The organism is Neosynechococcus sphagnicola sy1, assembly GCF_000775285.1.
Classification (GTDB): domain Bacteria; phylum Cyanobacteriota; class Cyanobacteriia; order Neosynechococcales; family Neosynechococcaceae; genus Neosynechococcus; species Neosynechococcus sphagnicola.
The window spans coordinates 29,606-53,084 of the sequence record NZ_JJML01000008.1; the positions used below are offsets into that span (position 1 = coordinate 29,606).

A 23,479-nucleotide genomic window follows, 5' to 3' on the forward strand; every position below is an offset into this window, starting at 1 on the left:
ACAAGAAGGCAGGCAACGATGCAGAGTTGCCCCATCAGCCTGAGCAGAGTTTAGCGGTGAATGGTACGATGAGCTGAAAATTCTGGATGCATAAGGCAGTCTGCCAATGTCGTTGAACATTGCCTACATCGCCCGTGGCAAGCTCCACTTAAAGGTTAATGGCACCCCCGTTCAGGTGATTGACAGTGAATTTGGGCGAGCTTTACAGGAACGAGTTCTCCAAAGTCAGCGTCGCAACGCCTGGAAAAGTCAGGGACTGATTGAAAGTTTTGTCTCCACACGGGGGCTGCGAAAACTCAATCAAACAGAGGACGCCACTCCCCAAGTGGCCTTTACAAATCTCTGTCGAAGCGCTGAAGGCAAATTGTTTTACGCCTTAGAAGCGGGTGAGGTGGGGGGAATTTTCTCTCTGGATCAGGCCAGCCTCAGTGAGCAGCGTCTTTTCCACACCTCTGACTTTACGGTACGACACCTGGATTTACATAGTCAGCAGCCCTTGCTCGCCTGTGCGATTAGCCATCGCACGGGAGCGGTGAATATTGCCACAATGCCAATTCAGGGTTCCCGACCTTTTGAGATTACTGAAGGAGATTCGGTGGATCTAGCCCCCCATTGGGTTGCCGGTGCGGCACGGGTGCTGGTCTATCAATCCGCTGGAATTGGGCGCGATCGCAATGGCTATATTCGGGATCAAGCCCCCTTCACCATTGAAAAACTCGATCTAGACCGTCAGCAGATCACCACTTTGCTCGCAGACCCACAGTTTGATCTCCTGGGGCCACAGCTAACCTCCGATGGCACCCTGTACTATATTCGTCGCCCATACCGTCCGCTGCATCGGCGCTCCGGCTTGCTGCGGACACTCCTCGATATTGTGATGATGCCCCTGTGGTTTTTGTATGCTATCTTTCAGTGGATCAATTTCTTTACCCTGCGCTACACGGGTAAGCCTTTAATGACCGCTGGCCAGCCCCAGCCCATGGATGTGAAACAGATGATGGTGTGGGGGAATTTAATTGATGCGGAACAGGCAGCCCGCCGCAATCGCTTTGGGGAAGCCGATGCTCCGGCCTTAGTTCCCCGTTCTTGGCAACTGGTGCGGCAACGACCAGCACAGCAACCTGAAGTTCTCAGCGAAGGGGTGCTAGCCTTTGATCTAGCAGCGGATGGCACCCTGGTCTACGCCAACGGCAGTGCTGTTTATTGCTTGCCTCCCAGCGGGGTGGCGGAGCGCTTGGTGGTTGATCATTTGATTGAACAGGTAACCATTCTCTAATGCTGAGTCAGCAGCAGCGATCGCTCACGGCTCTGGAACAGTTCCTCAACACTCCGTTGACGGCACAACTCCAGGTTTGCCAACAACAGGATCCAGAGCAGGCTGTCCTCCAGCTCTACCAACGAGTGGCAGCAGAGGTTCCAGCCTACCATGATTTTTTGCGGCAGCAGGGGGTGCAGCCTGCGACGATTCAAACCTGGGCTGACTTCCAACAATTGCCACTGATTACCAAGCAAAACTATCTCCAGCGCTATTCCCTAGCTGAGCTTTGCTATCATGGTCAGCTCTCTAGCTGTGATTTCATTGCCGTCTCCTCTGGCTCCACGGGACAACCGACCTTTTGGCCCCGCTTTGTCGCCGATGAGTTGCAGATTGCCCCTCGCTTTGAGCAAATTTTCCACGATAGCTTTCAAGCAGATACCCGACGCACCTTGGCGGTGGTGTGTTTTACCTTGGGAACCTGGGTGGGGGGCATGTTTACGACCAATTGCTGTCGCTACCTCGCTAGTAAAGGATATCCCCTGACAGTGATTACTCCTGGTAGCAACAAAACAGAAATCCTGCGAGTGGTGCAGGCTCTGGCTCCCGCCTTTGAGCAGGTGGTGCTATTGGGCTATCCACCGTTTCTCAAGGACGTAATTGATACGGGACTGGCCCAGGGAGTGCCTTGGTCGCAGTACGCAGTGAAGTTGGTGTTTGCCGGGGAAGTCTTTAGTGAAGAGTGGCGCACTTTAGTGGGCGATCGCCTGGGTTCCCTGCAGCCCTGTAATGACAGTGCCTCCCTCTATGGCACCGCGGATGCCGGGGTGTTAGGCAACGAAACCCCCCTGAGTATCTGTATCCGGCGCTTTTTAGCCCGCCGTCCTGATCTAGCTCACACTCTGTTTGGGGAGGCTCGCTTGCCCACCCTGGTGCAGTATGACCCCCTCAGCCGCTTCTTTGAGGTCCAGGACGGCAGCCTGTTGTTTTCTGGCGACAATGGCATTCCCCTGGTGCGCTATCACATCGCTGATCACGGTGGAGTGATTGCCTTTGAGACAATGCTGCAACAACTGAGTCAGTGGGGGTTTGATCCTCGGACAGTCTTACAGGGGGATCGGGGCATCCATCCCCTGCCCTTTGTCTATGTTTTTGGGCGATCGCACTTTGCCATCTCTTACTTTGGTGCCAATCTTTATCCAGAGAATGTCACCGTAGGTTTGGAGCAACCGCCGATTCAAGACTGGGTGACGGGGAAATTTGTGATGCAGATCCGGGCGGATCAGGATCACAATCCCTGGCTATCCGTCGTGGTCGAGTTGGCACCGGGGGTGACGGCTTCTCCTGAGAAACAGCAGGCGATCGCGGTCTCCATTTGTAGCCAATTGCAACGGTTGAACAGCGAATTTGCCAACTACGTACCAGTCCCCTACCAGATGCCCCAGATCACCTTAACCGCCCTGGGAGACCCAGAGTATTTCCCGGCAGGGGTCAAGCATCGCTATACACGAGCTTAAGATCGCCATCTCACGCCTGCCCTGGCTTGTCTTGTTCCGGGGTGCTAAGGTTGGCAGAGGAATAGTCTGTGCGGTGTAGCGGGGCTTGCAACTGAATCTGGAGGGACTGATCGGGTCTGATGATCAATCCTGGGTAATGGGGGTTAATCGCCGCAGGCACCTCTGAATCTATTTTGGCAGGGGATGGTGAGGGCTGAGCAGCAGCTGACCACAGCACCCACCGACTCCCAGAAGGCAAGGTTGCCAGCTGAAGGGTCGTTGGGGTCAGCCATACCAGGGGGAATCGGGGCAGAGCTGACCCGCTGCTAGTTTCTTGGGAATTCACAGCTGCCAGGGCTTCCAGAACCGGGCGATTGCCCGCCACCAGACCCGTACTAGCGGTCCAGAGTTGGGTCTGTAAGTTGTGGCGATGGGCATAGAAATAGAGAGAGGCCGCTGCAACCACCGCCTGTTCAAAGGCCTCGGCCTCCCAGGTAGCAGTACTATCCAAACCAATGACCAGTTCTTGTCCCCCGGTAAATACTTCCAGTTCTCGCACTTGCAACTCCCCTTTGCGGGCACTACTGCGCCAATGAATCAGCCGGGTGGAGTCTCCCCAGCGGTAGGGACGCAGGGAACGGGTAATCCCTTCCGTTGTTGTTTCAGAGCGGCGATCGCGGCTAAAAAACTGGGGACTGATATCCTGACCCAGCTCGTCCACCAAGGGACAGTGGGTCAAGGTCAACACCGTGGGGTAGACCACCGCCATGGCTGGGACTGCCTGGGAACGCCGACACCAGAACAAACCCAGGGGAGAGCCGGTTCGGAGTTCCAGGGTTTGCCAACGGTAGATACCTCTTCGGCTGGTGGGTTGGCAATATCGCCAAGCGTATTGTCCCTGGGGAGCAAGCACCTCCAAGACGGTTTGAGCCGGTGCACCCAGGACATAGGGCAGCCGATCTTGCACCTGGAATAAGGTTTTGGGATGGGCGGTGGGGTTGTGGAGGGTGACTTCCAGGGTCAGGTCTTCTCCAGCACTGACGGGGGCGATGGGCGATCGCTGGATGCGTAAGGCTCGGAGCGTCCGCAGGGGCAGGATAGCACCCAGAACCAACAGACCCACGATCACCCCACTTAACACGTACAGCCACCCCGCCAAGGTGTTCGTAGCAGCACCAAAGAAAAAGATCGCCAGACTCAACAGTAGCCAACCGCTGTAGGCAGGGTTGGCCCAATGGGTTTCTAGCCACTCCGCGATGGATGCTGCTAGCTTCATGGCAATCCGATCCCCGACTGGAAACTCAGGAGCCGCCGCGGATTCAACGCTTCACCAACTTCTTTGCCACCTTCCGTAAGCGAATCGATTGGGGGGTGACTTCCACCAGTTCATCGGGACCAATGTACTCCAGGGCTCGCTCCAGACTCATATCAATCGGGGCTTGCAACTGCACCAGTTCTTCCCCTCCCGAAGCCCGATGGTTGGTCAATTGCTTCGTTTTACAAACATTCAGTTCCAGATCTTGGGAGCGATTATGTTCGCCTACAATCATCCCTTTATAAACCCGTACTCCTGGGGTAATGAAAAATGCTCCCCGATCTTCGGCGTTCTTCATCGCATAGAAGGTGGCAAACCCCCTCTTCAAAGGAAATCAGCACCCCGTTGCGACGGGCTTCAATGTCACCGCCAAGGGGACGGTAATCGAGAAAACTATGGTTGAGAATCCCTTCGCCCCGGGTCAGGCGCATAAACTCACCCCGGACACCCACCAACCCCCGAGCCGGGATCACAAACTCCAGCTGGGAACGACCACTGGCTCCGATGCGCATATCTTGCATTTCCCCCCGCCGCTGCCCCAGCCGTTCAATACAGCTGCCGACGCTTTCTTCGGGAATATCGAGTACCAGATACTCGTAAGGTTCACAGGGCTGACCTTTGACTTCCCGATAGATCACCTGGGGTTGGGACACTTGAAATTCATATCCTTCCCGCCGCATGGTCTCAATCAAGATCCCTAGGTGCAACTCACCCCGCCCAGAAACCTGAAACTTGTCAGGGGAGTCGGTCTCTTCCACCCGCAGCGCCACATTGGTTTCCAATTCTCGCTGTAGGCGATCGCGCAATTGTCGGGAGGTGACAAAGGTGCCCTCTTGACCTGCAAAGGGGGAGTCATTGACCGAAAAGGTCATCTGCAAGGTCGGCTCATCCACCTTAATCAGAGGCAGGGCTTGGGGTTCGTTGGGACAGGTCACGGTTTCGCCGATATTGGCATCAGCAAATCCAGCCACCGCTACAATATTGCCAGCGGAGGCGGTTTCTAGATCCACCCGCTTCAAGCCTTCAAAGCCCATGAGCTTGGTAATCTTGCCCTTAACGATTTCCCCCGTCTCTTTTACCAAGGCGGCCTGTTGCCCCATTTGAATCTTGCCATTGTGGATTTTGCCAATGACAATTCGACCCAGGTAGTCGGAGTAGTCCAGCGTGGTTACCTGGAGTTGCAGTGGCTTGTTGAGATCTCCGATGGGTGGGGGAACATGGCGGAGAACCGCTTCAAAGAGGGGCTGCATGTCCACACTTTCATCCTCTAAGCCGTCTTTGGCAAACCCTGCCAAACCTGAGGCAAACAGGTAAGGGAATTCGCATTGAGCATCATCAGCTCCCAGCTCCAGGAACAGATCCAGAACTTTATCAATGGCACGGTGGGGATCGGCCTGGGGTCGATCAATTTTGTTTACTACCAGGATCGGACGCAACCCTTTTTCCAGAGCCTTCTTCAGCACAAAGCGTGTCTGGGGCATTGGCCCTTCATTGGCATCCACAATCAGTAAACAACCTTCGACCATGCCCAATACCCGCTCGACTTCCCCACCGAAATCGGCGTGACCTGGGGTATCGACAATGTTAATCAGCACATTTTTGTAGTGAACGGCTGTATTCTTAGACAGAATCGTAATGCCTCGCTCCCGCTCCAGGGTATTGGAGTCCATGACACAATCCGGCACGTCTTCACCGTCTCGAAATGCGCCAGACTGTTTCAAGAGGGCATCGACCAAGGTAGTTTTGCCGTGATCGACGTGGGCAATGATGGCAACATTGCGAATGGGAAGTGTCATAAAACCTACTGGAGTAAGGGGGATAGGCAACTATTTCTTAACCATTTTTCCTCAACCTAGAGGACGAAATTCTGGTAAAGAAACCTCAATAATTCTAACGTATTCCTACGGGTCATCCGTTAAGGTTTTACAGAAAAATCCATGGTTCAGCTACGGAACTGCCGAGCCTAGGGGTCTGTCAAGTATTTTTTGAGGGGTTGAAAACCCCTCAAAAAATACCCCTCCGTAAACTTCTTTAGCCATCAACTCAAGGTTGACAGTGTACTAGCTGCCGCGGCAGAAATCTGAGCCGGACATACCTAGCGCCTCCGTAGCCTTCGGTAATATCCCCGATATGGCTCTTCCTGGGTGGCATCAAGCCCCTGTGAAGTCCTGCCGACAAAAAGACGGAGCGTGGGGCGTGTTGAGCCGCTAAACTGGACACAATTGAGATTCAAGCTCTGTGGTTGAGAATTAATCTCAAAAAACTGGTAGATTCGTTCAAACATGAAGTGATGCGTCTAAAACCAGCAAAAACCCTGAGCACCGCTTAAAAGACTCTCGTGACTGTGTTTGCTGAGTCTGATAAGGGGGAACGCTAAAGTTTGATGGGTCGTTGTTACGTGAAGTCTTTTGCGAAGAAAACACCGAAGGTGGTCTGGGAAGATGGCTAAGCCGTATATTTTCCAGGTGCAGCAAGCCCCCTGTCAGCGAAGCCGCCTCACCTTGAAATCATGGATCAGCCTCGCAATTGCCTTTTTAGGCATCCTCCAACAGGTTTTGGGCAAACTTCCAATGCAGAAACCCAGTGGCAGCATTACTTAAGTGGGGATAAAGGTTGTGATCATGAATCCTGAGAATGGACTCTTCTGCCGCTTGGATGGGTTGACCCCCACTGCACGGGAGCAGCAAAGAACCCATGCCCTCCTCAAATTGGGGCTGCTGGAAGCTGGTAGTGTGACAATTTTCGAGGAAGCAACGCAGACAGCAGCCCATGTCCTCAACGTTCCCATCTGTATCTTGGGGTTTTTTTAGTCAACATGCCCATTGCTTTAAGTCAACCGTGGGATTGTCTCGGGTAGGCCTCATGAACCAATTGGCCAGCGATCGCCAACTGCCCCGGCTAGAATCCTTTGGCACCTATGTCGTGGATAGTCATCAGTCTCTGGTGATCAACAATACCTTTACCCATCCACTGTTTGCCAGCAGTTTGTTGGTACAACAGTATGGCATTCGAGCCTATCTGGGAGTTCCCCTGATCACTGCCACGGGACAGTGCCTGGGCACCCTGGAAGTGATGGATCTCAAACCCAGAGAGTTCACAACCCAGGAAATTGCGTTCTTGGAAGTCATGGGTCGCTGGTCTATGAGCGAGTTTGAGCGCAGCCATCTGTTGCATGAGGTTGCCAGTTCCCCCAATCCAGATCCGCTCCCAGCCATCCCCCACCCCACCTCAGTCTCGGAATCGTCGGATCGGTGCCCCTGTAGTTTAGTGAAATTTGAACTCCTGACCTATTTGGTTCGGGAGTTGCGTAACCCCCTGACCCCCGTGATGGGCATGGCCAGCGTTCTCCGCCAGGAAATCTATGGTCCCCTGACCAGCAAACAACGGGAATACATGGACGTGATCTATCAAAGTGGGCAAGGGCTGGTGGCCTTGGTAGACGAGATTCTCAGCTTGAGTGAACTGGATGATCAAGGGCCAATATTGAACCTGATGGCAACGGATATTGAAATGCTCTGTCAGCAGTCGATCAATACCCTACAACAGACGGCCAGTCATCGTGAGCAGGAAATTCGCCTCAGTATTGAACCTGGGCCTCGCATCTGGCTACTCGACAAAGATAAGGTCAGACAAATTCTCTACCACTTGATTTTTAGCGTCATTCAATCGGCCAACTCTGGGAGTAGTGTGCGGATTCATGTCTCTCGCAAAGGGCAGGGGTTAAATATTGCCGTCTGGGCATCCCACCCTTGGCTAGGTGAGGGCTTTCCCTATACAGAATTACATCCCTACTACCCGTTCTTAGGGAGCCAGATAACGGAGGGGGAAGAGGGGAACTTGAACGCCTCCTCGAACCACTTCGAGCGAGATAGATTATCGGAGCCGTCCGGTGATTGGCCTCGCTCCAGTGAAGCAGCTACGCCCATGACTATCACCCCATCTCTTATGACTCAAATGGAAACCTCAAGAGAACTCTTGGGTCTATCCCTGAGCCGACATCTTGTCGAACTGCATGGCGGCACAATCACAATTCAAGGATCATCGGCCTCTGGGTATCGCTTTGTGGTTAGTCTGCCCCAGTTAACAGAGACCAATGCTGCCTTTTAGGCCGCTGGCGACGGTGTTATCGAGGTCGTCCCAGGGTGGTGATGTAGAGAACGGCCTCATCCACGGGAATTCCCAGAACTTCGTTCACCTGATTATCAAAGAAGCCCCCAATGCCGCTAACTCCCAAACCCAAGTGCAACGCGGCCAGATTGAGGCGCTGCCCCAAATGCCCCGCATCTAGATGCAAATAGCGATAGGCACGATCGCCATACTGCGTCACTGCGGCGGACAAATCAGCGGTGTGAAATAAGACCACCCCGGCATCCCGCCCGAGTTCTTGCCCTAAACACAGGTAGTAGAGGTCTTGGCGGAAGTTCTTGAACCGGATCTGCCGCAGTTCCTGAGCCTGGGGCGCGTAGTAATAGCATCCCGCGTCTAAACCCGTAACCGCAGAGACGGCAAGAAAGGTCTGAATCAAATTCAGGTCACAGTAGTCTGGTTCAGGGTTCAGACCCTGCGCCTGGTAGTGCTGGGGTTGATAGGTGAAGTCCAGGAGGGATTGAAGCTCTTCTAGGGTCAGGGATAACCCGTTATAGGCTCGGGTCGATCGCCGCTTCAAGATCGTTTGCTCCAGATCACCGAGGTGGTCACCCCAGGGGATGGGCTGGGTAGCCATGGCTACCTTGAGACAAAAGGGGAAATTGTATGTGTCATCAGGGGTTGGGAGGCTGTCCCCCTCTCCCCAACGGGGCAGACTGTCGAGACTGATCTGAGTCTGCTGGTGCAGATAGCTGAGTAAGGCTCCCTCTGGCAGCAGGGGGTAGTTGGTTTGGGTGGCGGAAGGGAGTACCGTCGGCAACGCTGGCTGGGACGGTGGCTGCTGCTGCATCTCTGAGAGGGCTAGAACTGTGAAGACACCTTCCTGTTCGGCATCCAGATAGAGTAGCTGGTTCACGGCAGCATCGGCAAAGCCGGCAATTAAGTGGGGACAAAAACCATTGATGGCACTGGCTAACTCAATATTGCCCAGGAGATGGCCGGTGTCGAGGCAAATGCGGCGATAGGCTCGGTCTTGATAGCGCCATGCAGAACGGTAGAAAATCGCGGTCGTGGCGATCGCGAACTGGGTGGGTTCCAGAGCCGGATGGTGAAAACAAGCCGCTTGTAAACCTGACCAGACCTCACTGTCCCAAAAGTGAAGCAGGGTGTGGGTTTTCGGTTGATAGTGATACAGCCCTGGCGGCAGGTGCGGGGTGCCCCTGGAGAGCAGATAGACTTCCGCTGGATAGAGTCCTCCCGCAGAGGGGGCTGCCCGCAGGTAGAGCGGCTCCCCGCTGATCGTTGGTATCCGAGCGGTCAGACCATAACTGCAAAATAACAGGCGAGATAATCGTTGCCACCAGACTGTGGCCAGGTCATCGATCTACCCCGGCCTGATGATCCGTCAGGTAGGGCTTTAAATTAATGGGAGTTCCGAGCTTGTAATCCTTGAAAGGACTGGGCTGCTGATCCCAATCCAGACCCTGACTTTTAGCCGCCAGGGTTTGGGGATCGTACTTGGTACGTTCGTGGTAGTGCTGGGCAATGGAGAGGGACAGTTCCGGCATAGCAAAGGGGTAACAGCAATGGCTTGATCTTGGCACGTTCACGACTGCCACTGCCAAGGGGGCGTCAGTTAAGGGCGGCTGGGGTTGAGGACGCGATCGCGCTGGATGATGCGGTTCGCATTGGGACTTGGGGTATAACCATACCCAAACGTTGCCCGATCGGAATCATCTACCACTTGGGGTGTCAGGAGAACAATCACTTCCTGTCGCTGGTTGGTCTTACTGGTTTGCCGAAACAGGGCTCCCAAGAGGGGAATATCGCCCAGAATCGGCACTTTGGAGACCGCGACCCGATCTGACTCCTGAATGATTCCAGACAAGATCAGGGTTTGGTTATCTCGCAGGCGAATTTGACCAGAGGTGAGGCTGCGCTGGGAGAGCAGGGTAATCACCCCATCCGGAGTAATTTGGGAACCGGAGGGAGCCGAAACCGTGGGGGCAACCGAAAGAGAAACAAAGCCATTGTCATCAATGCGATCTACCTTAATGGACAGGGTCAGTCCCGCCTGTTTGATGATCGGTTCCCGACTTTGCAGACTGGTGCCAATGGAGCCAGTTGCGGTGGTCTCTTGGCGAATTTGGAAGCCGCCGAAGACTTCCTGGGTGAGGTTGACCACCGCCGTCTGTCCCTCCTGCACGGTGAGGGTCGGGTCAGTGAGAATCTTGGCATTGCCACTCTGCACTTGGGCTTGTAACTGGGAGAGAAATCGCGTGGGATATTGGAAAAAGCTAGGTAGTCCAAAGGTGACGGAGGAGGGAGTGACAATCGGGGTCGAGGAGCCAGCGGCAAAGGTGGTCGATCCGGGAGAGAAACTGGTGACTCCAGGAGCCAGGGGGTTTCCTCCTTCTCCTAGGGGTGGCGTGCCCTGGGAAGGCAGGGTTCCAGAGGCAAAGGGCGATATAAACGGTTGACCATTGACATAGGGATTGGCAATCACAGGGGGGCTGACCACACTGCTGGTGGTGGTGGTTGCGGTGGGGGGCGTGGTGCCCCCAAAGTTGAGGACTGCTGTGCCGCCATCGTTGACAAAAAAAGCTGTCATTGACACCGAAGGAAAAAACTGCTGGTGCTATCGTTCATCGCCAGGAGGTTCACATCCACGATCCGGACGTTGACCACTACTTGGCGACGCCGGGTATCGAGTTGCACCAGTTGATTGGTGGCGATCGCAATGTTGCGGGGAGAACCGATGAGGGTAATGGAGTTGGTGCGTTCGTCGCCAATGGCCTGCATTCCCCGCAGCAACGGTTGCGAGTCCTGGTAGCTAATCCGCTGGGTCTCAATCTTGGTTTCGGTCACCGTGGTGGAAGTGACGCTTCCGGGGACGGTTCCTGGAATATTGCCGCCATTATTATCCCCTGGGTTCACAGCCGCTCCCACGGGTAACGCATTGACGGTGGTTACCTGCCGTTCTCGACTGATGGCGCTTTCAGCCCCCATGGCCACCAGAAAGTTGAGGGCGACCCCCACGGTTACCTGATTCAGACGCAGGGTCCGTACCACCACATCCCGCGCTAGATTGGGCAACTTTGGCCCCACAAAAACCGTGCGCCCGACGCGATTGGCTTCCAGATTACTGATGTGCAAGATGTGGTTGAAAACCATTCTGGATCGACTCATCCTCAATATCAATGGAAATCCTCGGCCCCTCTGGGTTACCAGCACCGGGGGGCGGCGGCTGACCCGGAAGGGCTTCTGACCCTTCCCCAGAATAGGCAAAGTTTAATCCGGCAGCCCGCACCAATAACGCTAGGACATCCCTGGCAGGGGTGTCCCGCAAGACCAGGCGGGCAATGCGCTCATTGCTTCCGAGATTCACAGGGACAGCGGTGGCATCCACAGCAGAGACTGCCAAGTCACCGACSGGGGGAGCCACGGCACGGGGCAACAGGGGTGGCAAGGCATTGGGTTTGGGGCTGAAGACTGGCGGCCCATTCTGGTTCACCGTGGAGTTGCGCCGCAATTCAGGGGCAGGTGTGACCGTTGGCAGTGCTGGATTGCCCAGATTGGGAGGCGTGGAGGGTTCTGCTGCAGACGCACCCGTCATCGGATGGAGATGAAAGGTGACACCCGTGCTATTGAGTTGGGTCAGGCTTCCCTGTAAGGCTCCCCCCCTCCCCTGTGACCACTAAGCGGACACTGGTCGCCGTCAGGGGTGTCAGGGCGACTGAGGCAACTCCTGGGGCAGGATTGGCTTGGCGAAATCCGCCGTCCCCCGGTAGGCGTAGCTGCACATTTGTAATGTCAGCTATCCAACGATTTCCCTGGGCACCCATAGAAACCTGGGGCGATTCCTGGCTTTCGCCCTGGAGGTTAAGGCGAATACTGATGCCATTGTTAGTGGGATTAAGTTGAATGGCAGTTACCTCTGTTGCTGCGACGCCAGCGGTCTGGAATGTCAGCATCACTCCCACCCCCCGACCACCCTAGTCCACCGATTCGCTCACCCACACTCTTCTCCCCTGAAGCAGATAATTCCTAACTCGTATGACAACTTGAGTACAAATATTGCTCCCTCAGTCTACAACCGGATGCAATCCTAGCCCCAGTCGTCACTTAGCCACGGTAAGTTACTGTCAATCAGGGGCTTTAAAGGGGGCATTACAGTGTTTGCTAGAAAACAACCATACTGGAACAGCCCACGGTACTCTATATCACCGGGGTTTCATTCAGCGGTTCTGTAAGTATCAAGAGAATTGTATAGAAAAGCTTCAACAATCCAGCACTGCAACGATGCAAATATTTCAGTTTTTCAGACAGCATCAATGGACCTTCCTCAGCATTTGGATACCGATCTTCTCTCTCGGAATCTACAGTCTTCCGGTTAATGCCGAAGGATTGAAGCTGGAATATAGACTGCCTGTTTCTCAGGGTCAGAGTTTTGATCAATTCCTTCGGCAGGCTGAGATTATTACTGCACAGATCGTTAAAAATACCTTTGTCAAAAATGCCCAAGTGACAGAGGTGAATCTACAAGTGATTGGTGAACGCAACGGCCAAGAAGCACTGTTACTGTTGCTGAAAGTGTCCCGCAGTGACTGGAAAAAACTTCCCGTGGTGCAGCAGTGGACCCAGCGGTTTACCATTGCCAAAGTTTTGCTGGGTTTTGTGAACTCCTACCAACCAGCCCAACTCGGTGGGGCGATCGCCAGCCCAATTCCAAGTTCTCCGGCTGCTCCTGGTACTTCCCTTGTCAATGATCCTGCCTTCCGAGACGACTAAACCTCTGCATTATCCCTCTGAGAATTATCTATCTCAGAGGGAGTTTTTCTTGTTAATGATCACTATTTTGTGCTAAATGAATCACGTGCAATTTCCCTTAACTCTCCCTTGATGGAGGGTCAGATCTTGGCAGCAGATTAAAGTTGCGATCGCGATCAAAAATTCAGCGAACTTGCTGTTTGTCAGATGTAGCGTATGTTTCAGGAATTCCTGAGAGGTCACAATCGCTGGGAGTAGTAACTGAATTAACCAAGTGTTTAACTAGCCTTAATTTTAAGACGGTATATTTTCGTCTTGAAATGTTGATAAATTGGTGGGCTTTTGAGGTCACTGGTCAGTGGCATCAGTCCCTTGACTGTTTAAGGGCACTGCAAAAAGTCCTGGTTCTTGCCTCACGGCTTTGGTATGTCGAGTTGGGTGCTAATCAAGGGCATTACTGCTGCAAGTCTTGATCGATGTCTGGTAGATCATCTCGATCCATTACCAGATTTTTGGGTGATTGACGTAGTGCGTTCACGCTTGTCTTGATTTCGAGAACCGATGGGTCGTTGTGATTACCTAAAGAGAGAACCTCATGTCTAATCTAAGTCGTCGACAATTACTGGTGTTCTTTGGGGCTGGCACCGCTGCCGCGCTCCTAGAACCAGTAGCCAGCAACCAGCTCTTGGGTGGGGCTGGGGTTGCAACAGCCCAAAGTGTCCCCCTTTCCTTTACTCCGGTGCGCTTACCCCACCCCCTGCCCATCTATCAGCAACGCCCGAGTTTTTTGCCGACGGATATCAATCAACAAGGGTCAATCCTGCCGCCGTCGAACAATGTCCAACTCACCAGCTACACGGTGCAAGATGATGTGGTAGTCCCCCCGGAATATGAGCGCTATATCATTGCTCGTTGGGGCGATCGCCTGTTTCCCAACCCCGAGGACTACTTTGGCTATAACGCTGACTACACAGGCTTTGTGCCCATTGGCAGTGGGGCGGATGAGGGCTATCTTTGGGTCAACCACGAGTATGTGAGCTACCCTATGTCCTCCGTCTCCCCCGGTCAGGGGGCAGGTTTGGCCAACACCCCCACAACCGACCTAGCCGTCCTGGGTTTCAGTCTGCCTACAGGGGCGTCTGTCTCTGCCCTGAGTCCCAGCGATCGCCGCTTCCTCATGGGTGAGTTTTACTACAACCAAGGAGGCTCGATTCTCCGGATCTCCCGCCGCAATCCCCAGCGCCGCTATACGGTGGTTCGAGATGCCAAAAACCGCCGCATTCATGGTCTTTCAGGGTTGGGGATCAATGCAGGACGCACCGACGGTTATCAATCCGTCACTGCTTGGGGAAGTCACTCCTATCAGCAGGGAGATAATAACTATTTGGTTAGTACTGGCCCCGCAGCTACTGAAGTGTTTAATCTCAGTAGCGATGGCTTGGGAAATAAAATTATCGGCACCGCCTACAACTGCTCTGGTGGCACCACCCCCTGGGGCACCATCCTCTCCGCCGAAGAAAACTTTCAAGGCAGCAGCTTGTTTTTTATGGGCGTCCAGGAAGGCGTATTACCCAACGGCACCCAAACCAGCTATATCAGCGGCACCAGTGGGGCTGAATTTGGTCTAGTGGGTGAAAAATATGGCTGGTTGACCGAAATTGATCCAGCAAACCCCAACTTCCGCCCTCGCAAGCACACCGCCCTTGGTCGCTTCCGTCATGAGAACATCGCCATGCGGGTTGAGCCAGGGAAGAAGCTGGTCGCCTACATGGGGGATGACCGTCGGGGGGGGCACACTTGGAAATACGTCAGTACCAATCAAGTCGTCACCCCCACGGACAAAGCCAACAGTAGCCTCTTTGCCAAAGGAAAGCTCTACGTGGCTCAGTTCAATGCCAATGGCACAGGACGCTGGATCCTCCTCTCCCTCAATTCGCCTGTAAACCCCGCAACTCCTTCGGTTTTAGGGGCTATTGAATTGGCTGCCCTGGGTTCTGTCTCGCGGGGCGGCAATACCCGGCTCCCCAAACGCGATGGCATCGCTGGTCAAGTGGGAGATGGCGGTTCCCTGGTGGTGACGGTGACAGGGGCTGGTGCCCTCACAGAAGCTCAGGTGATTGACAGCTACAAAACCAAAGCTGGCACCAAGGCAGCTGGGCAGTGTCTTCCTGTCCGACTATTACACCAGTCAGGGAGCCATTCTCTCCGATGCTTTCCTGGCAGCCAATCTAGCGGGGGGCACCCCCACCGCTCGTCCCGAAGACATCGAGGTCAATCCCCGTAATCCCCGTGAAGTTTTCATCTCCTACACCGATGGGGCACCGGGGAGCGATGGCTATCCTGATTCCCATGTCTTCCAGGTTTCCAAGACCTTCTCTGGCATCAACGGCACCCAGCAGTCGGGGGGACTCTACAAAATCATTGAAGACAGTACTGACAGCACCGGACTCACCTTTAGATGGCAACGCTTTGTTCAAGGCGGTGAGGCTGGCTCCATTGCCGGGGCAGGGTTTGCCAACGTAGACAATCTGGTCTTCGATCCCCAAGGCAATATCTGGGGGGTAACGGATATGTCCACGGATCTGCAAAATGGTTTCTCCGTGGGCTCTCCCAATATACCAACGACCATTGATCACGCCAAAACTGGGGATGTCAGCACACTGGTTGGGGTGTTTGGCAGCAACTGGATGTTCTTTATTCCCACCACGGGTCCCGATGCTGGGAAAATGGTGCCCTTTGCCCAAGGCCCGAATCGCTGTGAGATGACTGGCCCAACCTTTGTTGGCGGTGACACCCTGATTATTTCGGTACAGCACCCGAGTGAGGATTGTTTGATTGGATCGACAACGGTCTTGAATCGGGATATCCCAATGCTGGATCTCAACGGCACACTGTTTACCCAAAACCGCAATGTGCCCCAGGGGAGTAATTGGCCCAGCAATATCGAGGGCAACCTCAATGGCCCCCCTCGTCCTTCTGTGATTGGTATCCGCCGCATCAACTCCACAGGGCGTTTTGTCTAAAATTGGGTTGATTTCGGTTCATTGAAGTAAGGAGTGCTGGCAATTTCAGGCAGATTGTCAGCACTTTTTGTTGCAGGATGCTGTCAATTTCCCCAATGGCGAAGTTATGACAGTATGTTAGGAGTCGATTGATACTCAACCGATTCAGGTTCCCGTTCCCTCGTTGTTGACTCCACTTCTGCCTGTTCAGTTTTACTTCGGCGATCTCCATGCAAGCAACCACTCCGATTCTTTCCGTTTGGCAGCGCCTTAAAAATCGTGAAATTAGCTGTGAAGAAGCCATCCATTTGCTAGTCGATGGCGACGGCAACGTCAATCTGGAACTGCTAGATCAGGATGTGACCAGTCGATTCCTACGGGAGTTTCCGGATCGCAACAACTTGCCTCCCTTGCTACCGCTCTTGTTGTGGCGTAACTGTTACTACCTGGGTAGCCCTGGGAAGCTGCTGCCGGAGGCCATCAAAGACTTAAGTAATCGGGTGTTCACCGACATTAAGATCATTCCGGTTTCGGATAAGAGCTTCCGTAATTGGTTCCACACCCAAAAGCTCGATCACCATCGCATTAGCGCCGATCCCCTGGTCAACCCCCTGACGGGGGAAGTGGAGCAAGAAGATATTGGTGAGGTCACGGAGATTTACCTCTCGAAGGCGGTTGACCAGATTGGCCGGATTCGTACCATCATCTCAGGAGCACTGCGGAATCGGGCCAGTGACATTCACCTGGAACCGCAACCCGATGGGCTGTTAGTGCGTTACCGCATTGATGGGATTCTGCGGAATATTACTATCTTGCCCCCTGAGGTCAGCCGTCGTGCCGTGGTTGCCCTAAAGGTAATGTCAGATATGGACATTGCTGAGAGTCGTCGTCCCCAAGATGCCCGGATTGGTGCCAAGTACACTGCTGGGCAGGATGGAGACTTAGGACTTGATATGCGGGTGAGTACACTCCCCTGCGTTGGGGGGGAAAAGGCGGTAATTCGGCTCTTACCCCGGGAAAACCCTTTCGCCAGTATGGCGGAATTGGGGTTTTCCCAGAAAACTCTGGCTATTTACCAGCGCTGGCTCAGTCAACCCCAAGGGATGATCATCTTTACAGGCCCGACGGGATCGGGGAAAACCAGTACCCTCTATACCAGTTTGCAGGCGATCGCCCAGGAACATGTGAATGTCGTAACTGTGGAAGATCCGGTGGAGTATATTCTCCCCCGAATTACCCAGACCCAGGTGAATGAACTGGCGGGTATGACTTTTGCTGTGGGCTTACGGGCAATTCTCCGTCAAGACCCTGACATTATCATGGTAGGGGAAGTTCGGGATCATGAAACCGCCGAAACTGCGGTTCGGGCAGCGCTCACCGGACACCTGGTATTGACCACCCTCCACACCAATGATGCCATCAGCGCGATTCCCCGTCTCAAAGACATTGGCCCTGACCCCGGTCTGATCAGCGATGCCTTGTTGGGAATTGTGGCGCAACGTCTGGTGCGGAAAATTTGCCCCCACTGTACCCAACCCTATCAACCCAGCGACAATGACTTGAAGGTACTGGGTCTGGCTCGCGAACAGGCCAATCCCATGACTTGGCGCAAAGGCCAAGGCTGTGCTCGCTGCTTCAACTCGGGCTTTTTAGGGCGGGAGGCCATTATTGAGTTACTGGATGTCGATGAAATGGTGCGACAAATCATCTATGAAGGCACGATTACCCAGCTCAATCGCTATTTGCAAGAACGTAACTACGATTCCTTCCGCAAGGCGGCAATTTTGAAGGTGACCTCCGGGGTGACCACAATTTCAGAGGTATTGCGGGTTCTGCCCCACAGTGCCCTCTATCGCAAAGCCAGTCAGGCGGCTTCGCCAGCTGTCCCCCAATCTGGTTCCTAACCCTACGATGATAGGTTCATACTCAGAATCGATGCTAAACCTATGTCTCTAAAACCTATAGACCCAGCTTTCTCGGAAATCACTGTCGAAGCGTTGAGATATTACTTACAGACTCAGTCTGCTGCGGGCATCCAACTGTTAGATGTTCGGGAACCCCAAGAAGTTGAGATCGCCCACCTTGAGGGGTTTGAGAATTGGCCCCTGAGTCAGTTCCCTCAGTGGTCGGACACCCTATCAACGCGCCTAGACCCCCACGCTGAAACCATTGTCATCTGCCACCATGGGATGCGTTCAGCTCAGATGTGCCAGTGGTTAGTGCAGCAGGGATTTACCCAGGTCAAAAATTTGGTGGGGGGCATTGACGCCTATTCCCTCAGGGTTGATCCAACGATTCCTCGTTATTAAGCAGATGCCTCTCCCTTGGGATGGTCAAAGACCGCTCTCCGAGCATCGCCCCCTGATGGTCTTCCAGACTCCCTACCCCCAGCGTTGATGACAGGCAGTCATTGGGTCGAGGTCTTAGTGGACTGTCCAGGGGCACAGGGACTCTACACCTACAGCCTGCAACCCGACCAGGTGGTGCAGCCCGGTGATATTCTCAGCGTCCCCTTTGGCGCCCAACAGGTGGGGGCGATCGCAATTCGTTGCCTCGCTCAGTTACCTTCCGATCTGCCCCCTGATCGGGTGCGACCCGTCGAAGAGGTGATTACCCCAGCCTTCTTTCCCAGTCACTACTGGGCGTTGCTGGAACAGGTGGCTCAGTATTACCTCACCCCGTTAATAGCCGTGATTCGCGTGGCGCTGCCCCCAGGACTTTTGGGGCGATCGCAGCGGCGGATTCGACTCATCCCCTCCCCTCCCTCCCCCACCGCCGAACTCCCCCTCAGTGCCCCTGCCCAACAACTCCTAGGGCTGCTCCAGCAACAAGCGGCGGGGGATTATTCCTGGCGTTATCTGCAACAACAGGTGCCCGCCGCCCCGCGCGGGTTGCGTGAACTTCAGCAACGGGGCTGGGTGGAGAGCTATCTAGAACCCCCGACCTCGGTGCGCCCGAAGCAACGTCAGGCCGTCACCCTGGTGACAACACCGGGCTATGCCATGACCCAACTCAGCCCTCGGCAGCAAGAGGTGTTGCAGGTGCTCCAGGGACAGGGCGGGGAATTATGGCTCAGTGACCTGTTGCAACGGTGCCGCACCAGTACGGGCACCTTTAAAAAAGCTGGCGCAGCAGGGCTGGGTGGTGATTCAATCCCAGGAAGTTCTCCGAGGTGAAGTCGGCGCTGTCTCCGTTCCCGATCATCCCCAAATGCTGACAGCCGATCAAACGGTGGCGGTGACGGCGATCGCCCAACTCTCTGGGGCAGCTCAGGTTCTACTCCATGGGGTCACTGGATCGGGTAAAACGGAAGTCTATCTCCAAGCGATCGCCCCGATTCTCCAACGGGGAGATTCTGTCCTGGTTTTGGTGCCAGAAATCGGCCTCACCCCCCGAACTCACCGATCGCTTTCGCGCCCGGTTTGGCAATCAAGTCTGTGTATACCACAGCGCCTTATCGGAAGGAGAGCGCTACGATACCTGGCGACAAATGCTCTGTAGCCATCCCCAGGTGGTTATTGGCACCCGATCGGCGGTCTTTGCTCCCCTACCCCGACTGGGTTTGATCATTCTGGATGAAGAACACGACACCAGTTTTAAGCAAGACTCTCCAGCTCCCTGTTACCATGCCCGAACCATTGCCCAGTGGCGAGCAGCCTTAAGTCACTGTCCCCTGATTCTCGGGTCTGCGACCCCCTGCCTGGAAACCTGGATCAGCACCCAAGCCGTCACCCAGAATTATGGCGAAACCCAGGGGGGTTCCCTGCCCCCCTATTACCTCGCCCTCCCAGAACGGATTTACGCCCGCCCCCTCCCCCCTGTAGAGATCATTGATATGCGGGAGGAATTGCACCAAGGGAATCACTCAATTTTTAGCCGTGCCCTCCAGTCAGCCTTACGAGATCTGTCAACCAAACAGCAGCAAGGCATCCTATTTATCCACCGGCGGGGGCATAGCACCTTTGTCTCTTGCCGCAGTTGCGGTAACGTGCTCGACTGCCCCAATTGTGATGTCTCCCTGTCTTACCATTGGACTCACGAACAGGCCCAGCCGTTATTGCGTTGTCACTACTGCAACTTTAGTCAGCGCCATCCCCCCCGAATGCCCCAGTTGTAGCTCTCCTTATTTGAAGCATTTTGGCAGCGGCACCCAGCGCGTCACCCAGGAACTCACACGCCAGTTTCCCCAGTTGCGATGGCTGCGATTCGACAGCGATACCACCCGCACTAAAGGATCTCACAGGGCACTGCTGAGCCGCTTTGCCCAGGGGGAAGCCGATTTACTGGTGGGGACTCAAATGCTCACCAAAGGTATTGATTTGCCCCAGGTGACCCTCGTGGGGGTGGTTGCCGCCGATGGGTTGTTGCATTTGTCAGACTACCGTGCCAATGAACGCGCTGCCCAAACCCTGACCCAGGTCGCGGGTCGGGCAGGACGGGGGGGATGATCCAGGTCGCGTGATTCTTCAGACCTATACCCCTGACCATCCGGTGATTCAAGCCGTTCAGCGCCATGACTATCTTGCCTTCATGCAGGCGGAACTCCAGCAACGCCAGGGACTTCACTACCCACCCTATGGACAGTTAATCTTACTGCGCTTTAGTAGTACGGATGCTGAGGTCGTGGAGGCAACCGCAGAGGAACTTGCGAGGGCACTCCAGGTGGTGCAAGCGGCCCATGAGGGGTTTGAAATTCTGGGACCCGCTCCCGCCCAAGTGATGCGGGTCGCTCGTCGCTTTCGTTGGCAAATTTTGCTGAAGTCCTTCCAGCCCTTACCAGAGGCGATTTTGAGTGATTTGACCCAATTACGCACCCTGTGCCCTCCTACGGTTAGCCTTACCCTGGATGTCGATCCCCTAAATTTGCTATGAGTGCCAGCACCCCATCTCTTAGATTTAAGGCTCTGGGGTCGAGTTGTAGAATATTCACAGACCTGAGCCGATCCTCAAGATCCAAAACACCTTGCTACTTAACCTATCCACAGTCCTGAACATTCCCCAAAAATTTCTGCGACGAGAGCTGTTGCCCCTGCTGGCAAATCTGCGCCTCGCCATTGGATTGTTATTGGCGATCGCCCTATTGAGCATCTCCGGTACCGTCATTGAGCAGGGACAGGCGGCGGCTTTCTATGAGGCGAATTACCCCGAACATCCGGCTCTCTTTGGCTTCCTCACCTGGAAAGTGTTGTTGTTACTGGGGCTGGATCACGTCTATCGCACCTGGTGGTTTTTATCGCTGCTGATTTTGTTTGGTTCCAGCCTCACGGCCTGTACCTTTACCCGTCAGATGATTGCGCTGCGCTGGTTTTCCCGCACCTGGAACTTTTATACTCAGCCCCGCCAATTTCGGAAGCTAGCCCTGAGTGCTGAACTGACAACGGGTTCCTTAGCCGATTTAGTTCCCCTGTTGCGGCAGCGTCGATACCGGATTTTTCAAGAGGGGAGTTCTCTCTATGCCCACAAAGGACTGGTGGGACGGATCGGGCCGATTGTCGTCCATGCCAGTATGTTGATCATCTTGGTGGGGGCCATTTGGGGAGCTATGACCGGATTTGTGGCCCAGGAGATGATTCCCAGTGGCGACACCTTTCAGGTGAAGAATATTGTGGATGCGGGGCCTTGGTCTCAAGCCCAGATGCCCCAGGATTGGTCGGTGAAGGTGAACCGCTTCTGGATTGACTATACCCCTGATGGGGTGATTGATCAGTTTTACTCCGATCTATCCGTTCTCGACCCCCAAGGGCAGGAAGTGGATCGCCAAACGATCCATGTGAATCAGCCCTTGAAGTACCAGGGCGTTACGTTTTACCAGGCAGATTGGGCGATCGCAGCGGTACAGGTGAAGATCAACAACAGTCCGATCTTGCAGATCCCCATGGCATCCTTACCCACCGAAGGCAGGGGGCGACTCTGGGGAACCTGGGTGCCCACCAAACCCGATATGAGCACGGGGGTCTCCCTGATTGCCAGGGATTTACAGGGAATGCTACTGGTCTATGACAGTACCGGGAAGTTAGTATCAACGGTGCGGAAGGGCATGTCCACGGATGTGGAAGGGGTGACCTTAGCGATCGCCGATCTGGTGGGCAGTACCGGACTGCAAATTAAAGCTGATCCAGGAGTTCCTATTGTTTATCTGGGGTTTGGGTTGTTAATGTTAGGGGTGATCATGAGCTACATCTCCCACTCCCAAGTCTGGGCACTGAAGCACGAAGGCTTCCGTTTATGTCGGGGGGGCGCACCAACCGCGCCCAGGTAGCCTTTGAGCGCGAACTCCTCACCGTGTTAGAGCAACTGAGTCAGCAACCTGTGGATGCTACCCCTGAATCGCTCTCCGAGTCCTGCGCTCGTTCCTAAGATTGAACTTATGACCATTCCCCAACCTCCCTCCGAGCAATTTTTAACCTTAGATCAGTCGGCTCAGGTGGATGCAGCCCTACTGTCCTCCCATGAAAAGTTTTTGACCCGGTTGACCCTGTCGTCGCTGAAGTTGTTGAAACATATCGCCCAGGAAAATCAGATCCCTATCGAAAACTTAACCACCCCTCAGGTGATTGCCTGGTTTGAGCAAGATAGCAAAGTTCGCCGGGAGCAAGGGTCTGAAGCTGCTTATCTGCAATGGTGATCAGCAAGCTCCCCCCATTTGCAGCCGTCCATTCATTGGGGTGCTCAAAAGAAAAAATGGGGTCAGCCTGCGTCTAGCTCACTGACCCCATCTGCCGATCCTTGTAAAGAGAGAAGAACACTGAAAATCACTATAAATTTATTGACAAATTTTGTCAATCTCTATTGAGAGTTTTTTCTCAGTAAATTTCAGATGAACTGGATTGACGCTAACCCTTGAGGATGGATTCTGGAAAATCAGGACTTAGATTTTGCACTGAAGCGACTGGAAGACGGCGGCAGCGTTTTTTTCGGCTTGTGGCCCCGTGGTCATCAGTACCACCAAGCGCTGACTATTGTTGAAAATAGTTGCAGCTTCGTAGCGGACAGCAGCCACCTCACGGTTGGAATTGACCAGGGTCAGGGTGCCAAACTGTTGCAGTACCTGCACCGACTGACCGCAAAAGGACAGGGATGTGGTTTGGGCGGTATCTACCTGAAACTGGCTCTCGCTCGGGTAATCTTCAGAAAAGGAGAGGGCGTAATCGGTGAGTTTCCAGGGATGCTCTTCACTCCCAGGGTCATCTACGGGCGCTTTCACAATCAAGAGGGCGGTGGCTGCGGGTTCAGTATCTGCTTGATCAGGGTTGCTACTAATCACCATTGCCACTTTCAGACCCCCAATGTTGACCCCAAAGATACCGGTGGAGCTGGGTGGGATCTGGTAGCTGATCATGCTTTGGGCGATCGCCTCGGCCCGCCGTGGATCAAAGGCATAGCGCACTGCTTTCATTCCCAACCCCATGAGAGCCACCATGACAAGCGCCACAGCACCCGCAGTAATGGCGATGCCTTCCCAGATACTGACGGAGTAATTCTGAGACAACTGGGGGATTGAGGGCGTTGCAGCGGTGGGAGGTAACTGATTCATGGCCGTTTCCCATTGGCACTG

Annotated in this window: 11 protein-coding genes and 6 pseudogenes; 12 read left to right on the plus strand and 5 right to left on the minus strand. The window is 54.3% G+C overall.

What is annotated here, in order from left to right; translation table 11 throughout:
* The first annotated feature begins 106 nt into the window (after window positions 1-106).
* Window positions 107-1,276, plus strand: a complete 1,170-nt coding sequence (locus DO97_RS04545; protein WP_036531397.1) for a TolB-like translocation protein — start codon at window positions 107-109, stop codon at window positions 1,274-1,276.
* Window positions 1,276-2,772, plus strand: coding sequence for a phenylacetate--CoA ligase family protein (locus tag DO97_RS04550; protein ID WP_036531398.1), 1,497 nt, complete (start codon window positions 1,276-1,278; stop codon window positions 2,770-2,772). Before DO97_RS04545 ends, DO97_RS04550 begins: the two co-directional genes overlap by 1 nt.
* Before the next feature lie 10 nt (window positions 2,773-2,782).
* Here DO97_RS04550 and DO97_RS04555 read toward each other — a convergent pair whose 3' ends face one another.
* Window positions 2,783-4,027, minus strand: coding sequence for a DUF58 domain-containing protein (locus DO97_RS04555; protein WP_052128382.1), 1,245 nt, complete (start codon window positions 4,025-4,027; stop codon window positions 2,783-2,785).
* 43 nt (window positions 4,028-4,070) lie between these two features.
* Window positions 4,071-5,862, minus strand: a pseudogene (gene typA / locus DO97_RS04560) (translational GTPase TypA).
* A gap of 645 nt (window positions 5,863-6,507) precedes the next feature.
* On the opposite strand from typA, the gene DO97_RS23680 reads away from it, so the two are divergent.
* Genes DO97_RS23680 through DO97_RS04565 form a run of 3 tightly spaced genes read left to right on the plus strand, consistent with a single transcriptional unit; the run spans window position 6,508 to window position 8,173 of the window.
* Window positions 6,508-6,666: a hypothetical protein gene (locus DO97_RS23680; protein ID WP_156120440.1), complete on the plus strand. Its 159-nt coding sequence runs from the start codon at window positions 6,508-6,510 to the stop codon at window positions 6,664-6,666.
* A 21-nt stretch (window positions 6,667-6,687) separates the two neighbouring features.
* Window positions 6,688-6,876, plus strand: a complete 189-nt coding sequence (locus DO97_RS25880; protein WP_239651448.1) for a hypothetical protein — start codon at window positions 6,688-6,690, stop codon at window positions 6,874-6,876.
* Between the two features lie 52 nt (window positions 6,877-6,928).
* A complete protein-coding gene (locus tag DO97_RS04565) occupies window positions 6,929-8,173 on the plus strand; it encodes a GAF domain-containing sensor histidine kinase (protein ID WP_239651449.1) in 1,245 nt (414 codons plus the stop codon).
* 16 nt (window positions 8,174-8,189) lie between these two features.
* Here DO97_RS04565 and DO97_RS04570 read toward each other — a convergent pair.
* Window positions 8,190-9,720: pseudogene (locus DO97_RS04570) on the minus strand (SagB/ThcOx family dehydrogenase).
* 68 nt (window positions 9,721-9,788) lie between these two features.
* Window positions 9,789-12,126: pseudogene (locus tag DO97_RS30750) on the minus strand (AMIN domain-containing protein).
* 328 nt (window positions 12,127-12,454) lie between these two features.
* On the opposite strand from DO97_RS30750, the gene DO97_RS04580 reads away from it, so the two are divergent.
* The 7 genes and pseudogenes from DO97_RS04580 (at window position 12,455) to DO97_RS04610 (ending at window position 22,549) form a co-directional block, all read left to right on the plus strand.
* A complete protein-coding gene (locus DO97_RS04580; protein ID WP_036531399.1) occupies window positions 12,455-12,943 on the plus strand; it encodes a hypothetical protein in 489 nt (162 codons plus the stop codon).
* 574 nt (window positions 12,944-13,517) lie between these two features.
* Window positions 13,518-15,945 (plus strand): annotated as a pseudogene (locus tag DO97_RS04585) (PhoX family protein).
* Window positions 15,946-16,154: 209 nt separating this feature from the next.
* Window positions 16,155-17,828: a GspE/PulE family protein gene (locus DO97_RS04590; protein ID WP_036531400.1), complete on the plus strand. Its 1,674-nt coding sequence runs from the start codon at window positions 16,155-16,157 to the stop codon at window positions 17,826-17,828.
* 42 nt (window positions 17,829-17,870) lie between these two features.
* A complete protein-coding gene (locus DO97_RS04595; protein ID WP_036531401.1) occupies window positions 17,871-18,233 on the plus strand; it encodes a rhodanese-like domain-containing protein in 363 nt (120 codons plus the stop codon).
* Window positions 18,234-18,320: 87 nt separating this feature from the next.
* Window positions 18,321-20,796 (plus strand): annotated as a pseudogene (priA, locus tag DO97_RS30755) (primosomal protein N').
* A gap of 79 nt (window positions 20,797-20,875) precedes the next feature.
* Window positions 20,876-22,281, plus strand: a pseudogene (locus DO97_RS04605) (cytochrome c biogenesis protein).
* A 10-nt stretch (window positions 22,282-22,291) separates the two neighbouring features.
* Window positions 22,292-22,549 (plus strand): hypothetical protein, encoded by a 258-nt coding sequence (locus DO97_RS04610; RefSeq protein ID WP_036531402.1) that lies wholly within the window; start codon window positions 22,292-22,294, stop codon window positions 22,547-22,549.
* Window positions 22,550-22,792: 243 nt separating this feature from the next.
* Here DO97_RS04610 and DO97_RS04615 read toward each other — a convergent pair whose 3' ends face one another.
* On the minus strand, window positions 22,793-23,458 hold the full coding sequence (locus tag DO97_RS04615) for a hypothetical protein (RefSeq protein WP_036531403.1): 666 nt from the start codon (window positions 23,456-23,458) through the stop codon (window positions 22,793-22,795).
* Between the last annotated feature and the right edge of the window lie 21 nt (window positions 23,459-23,479).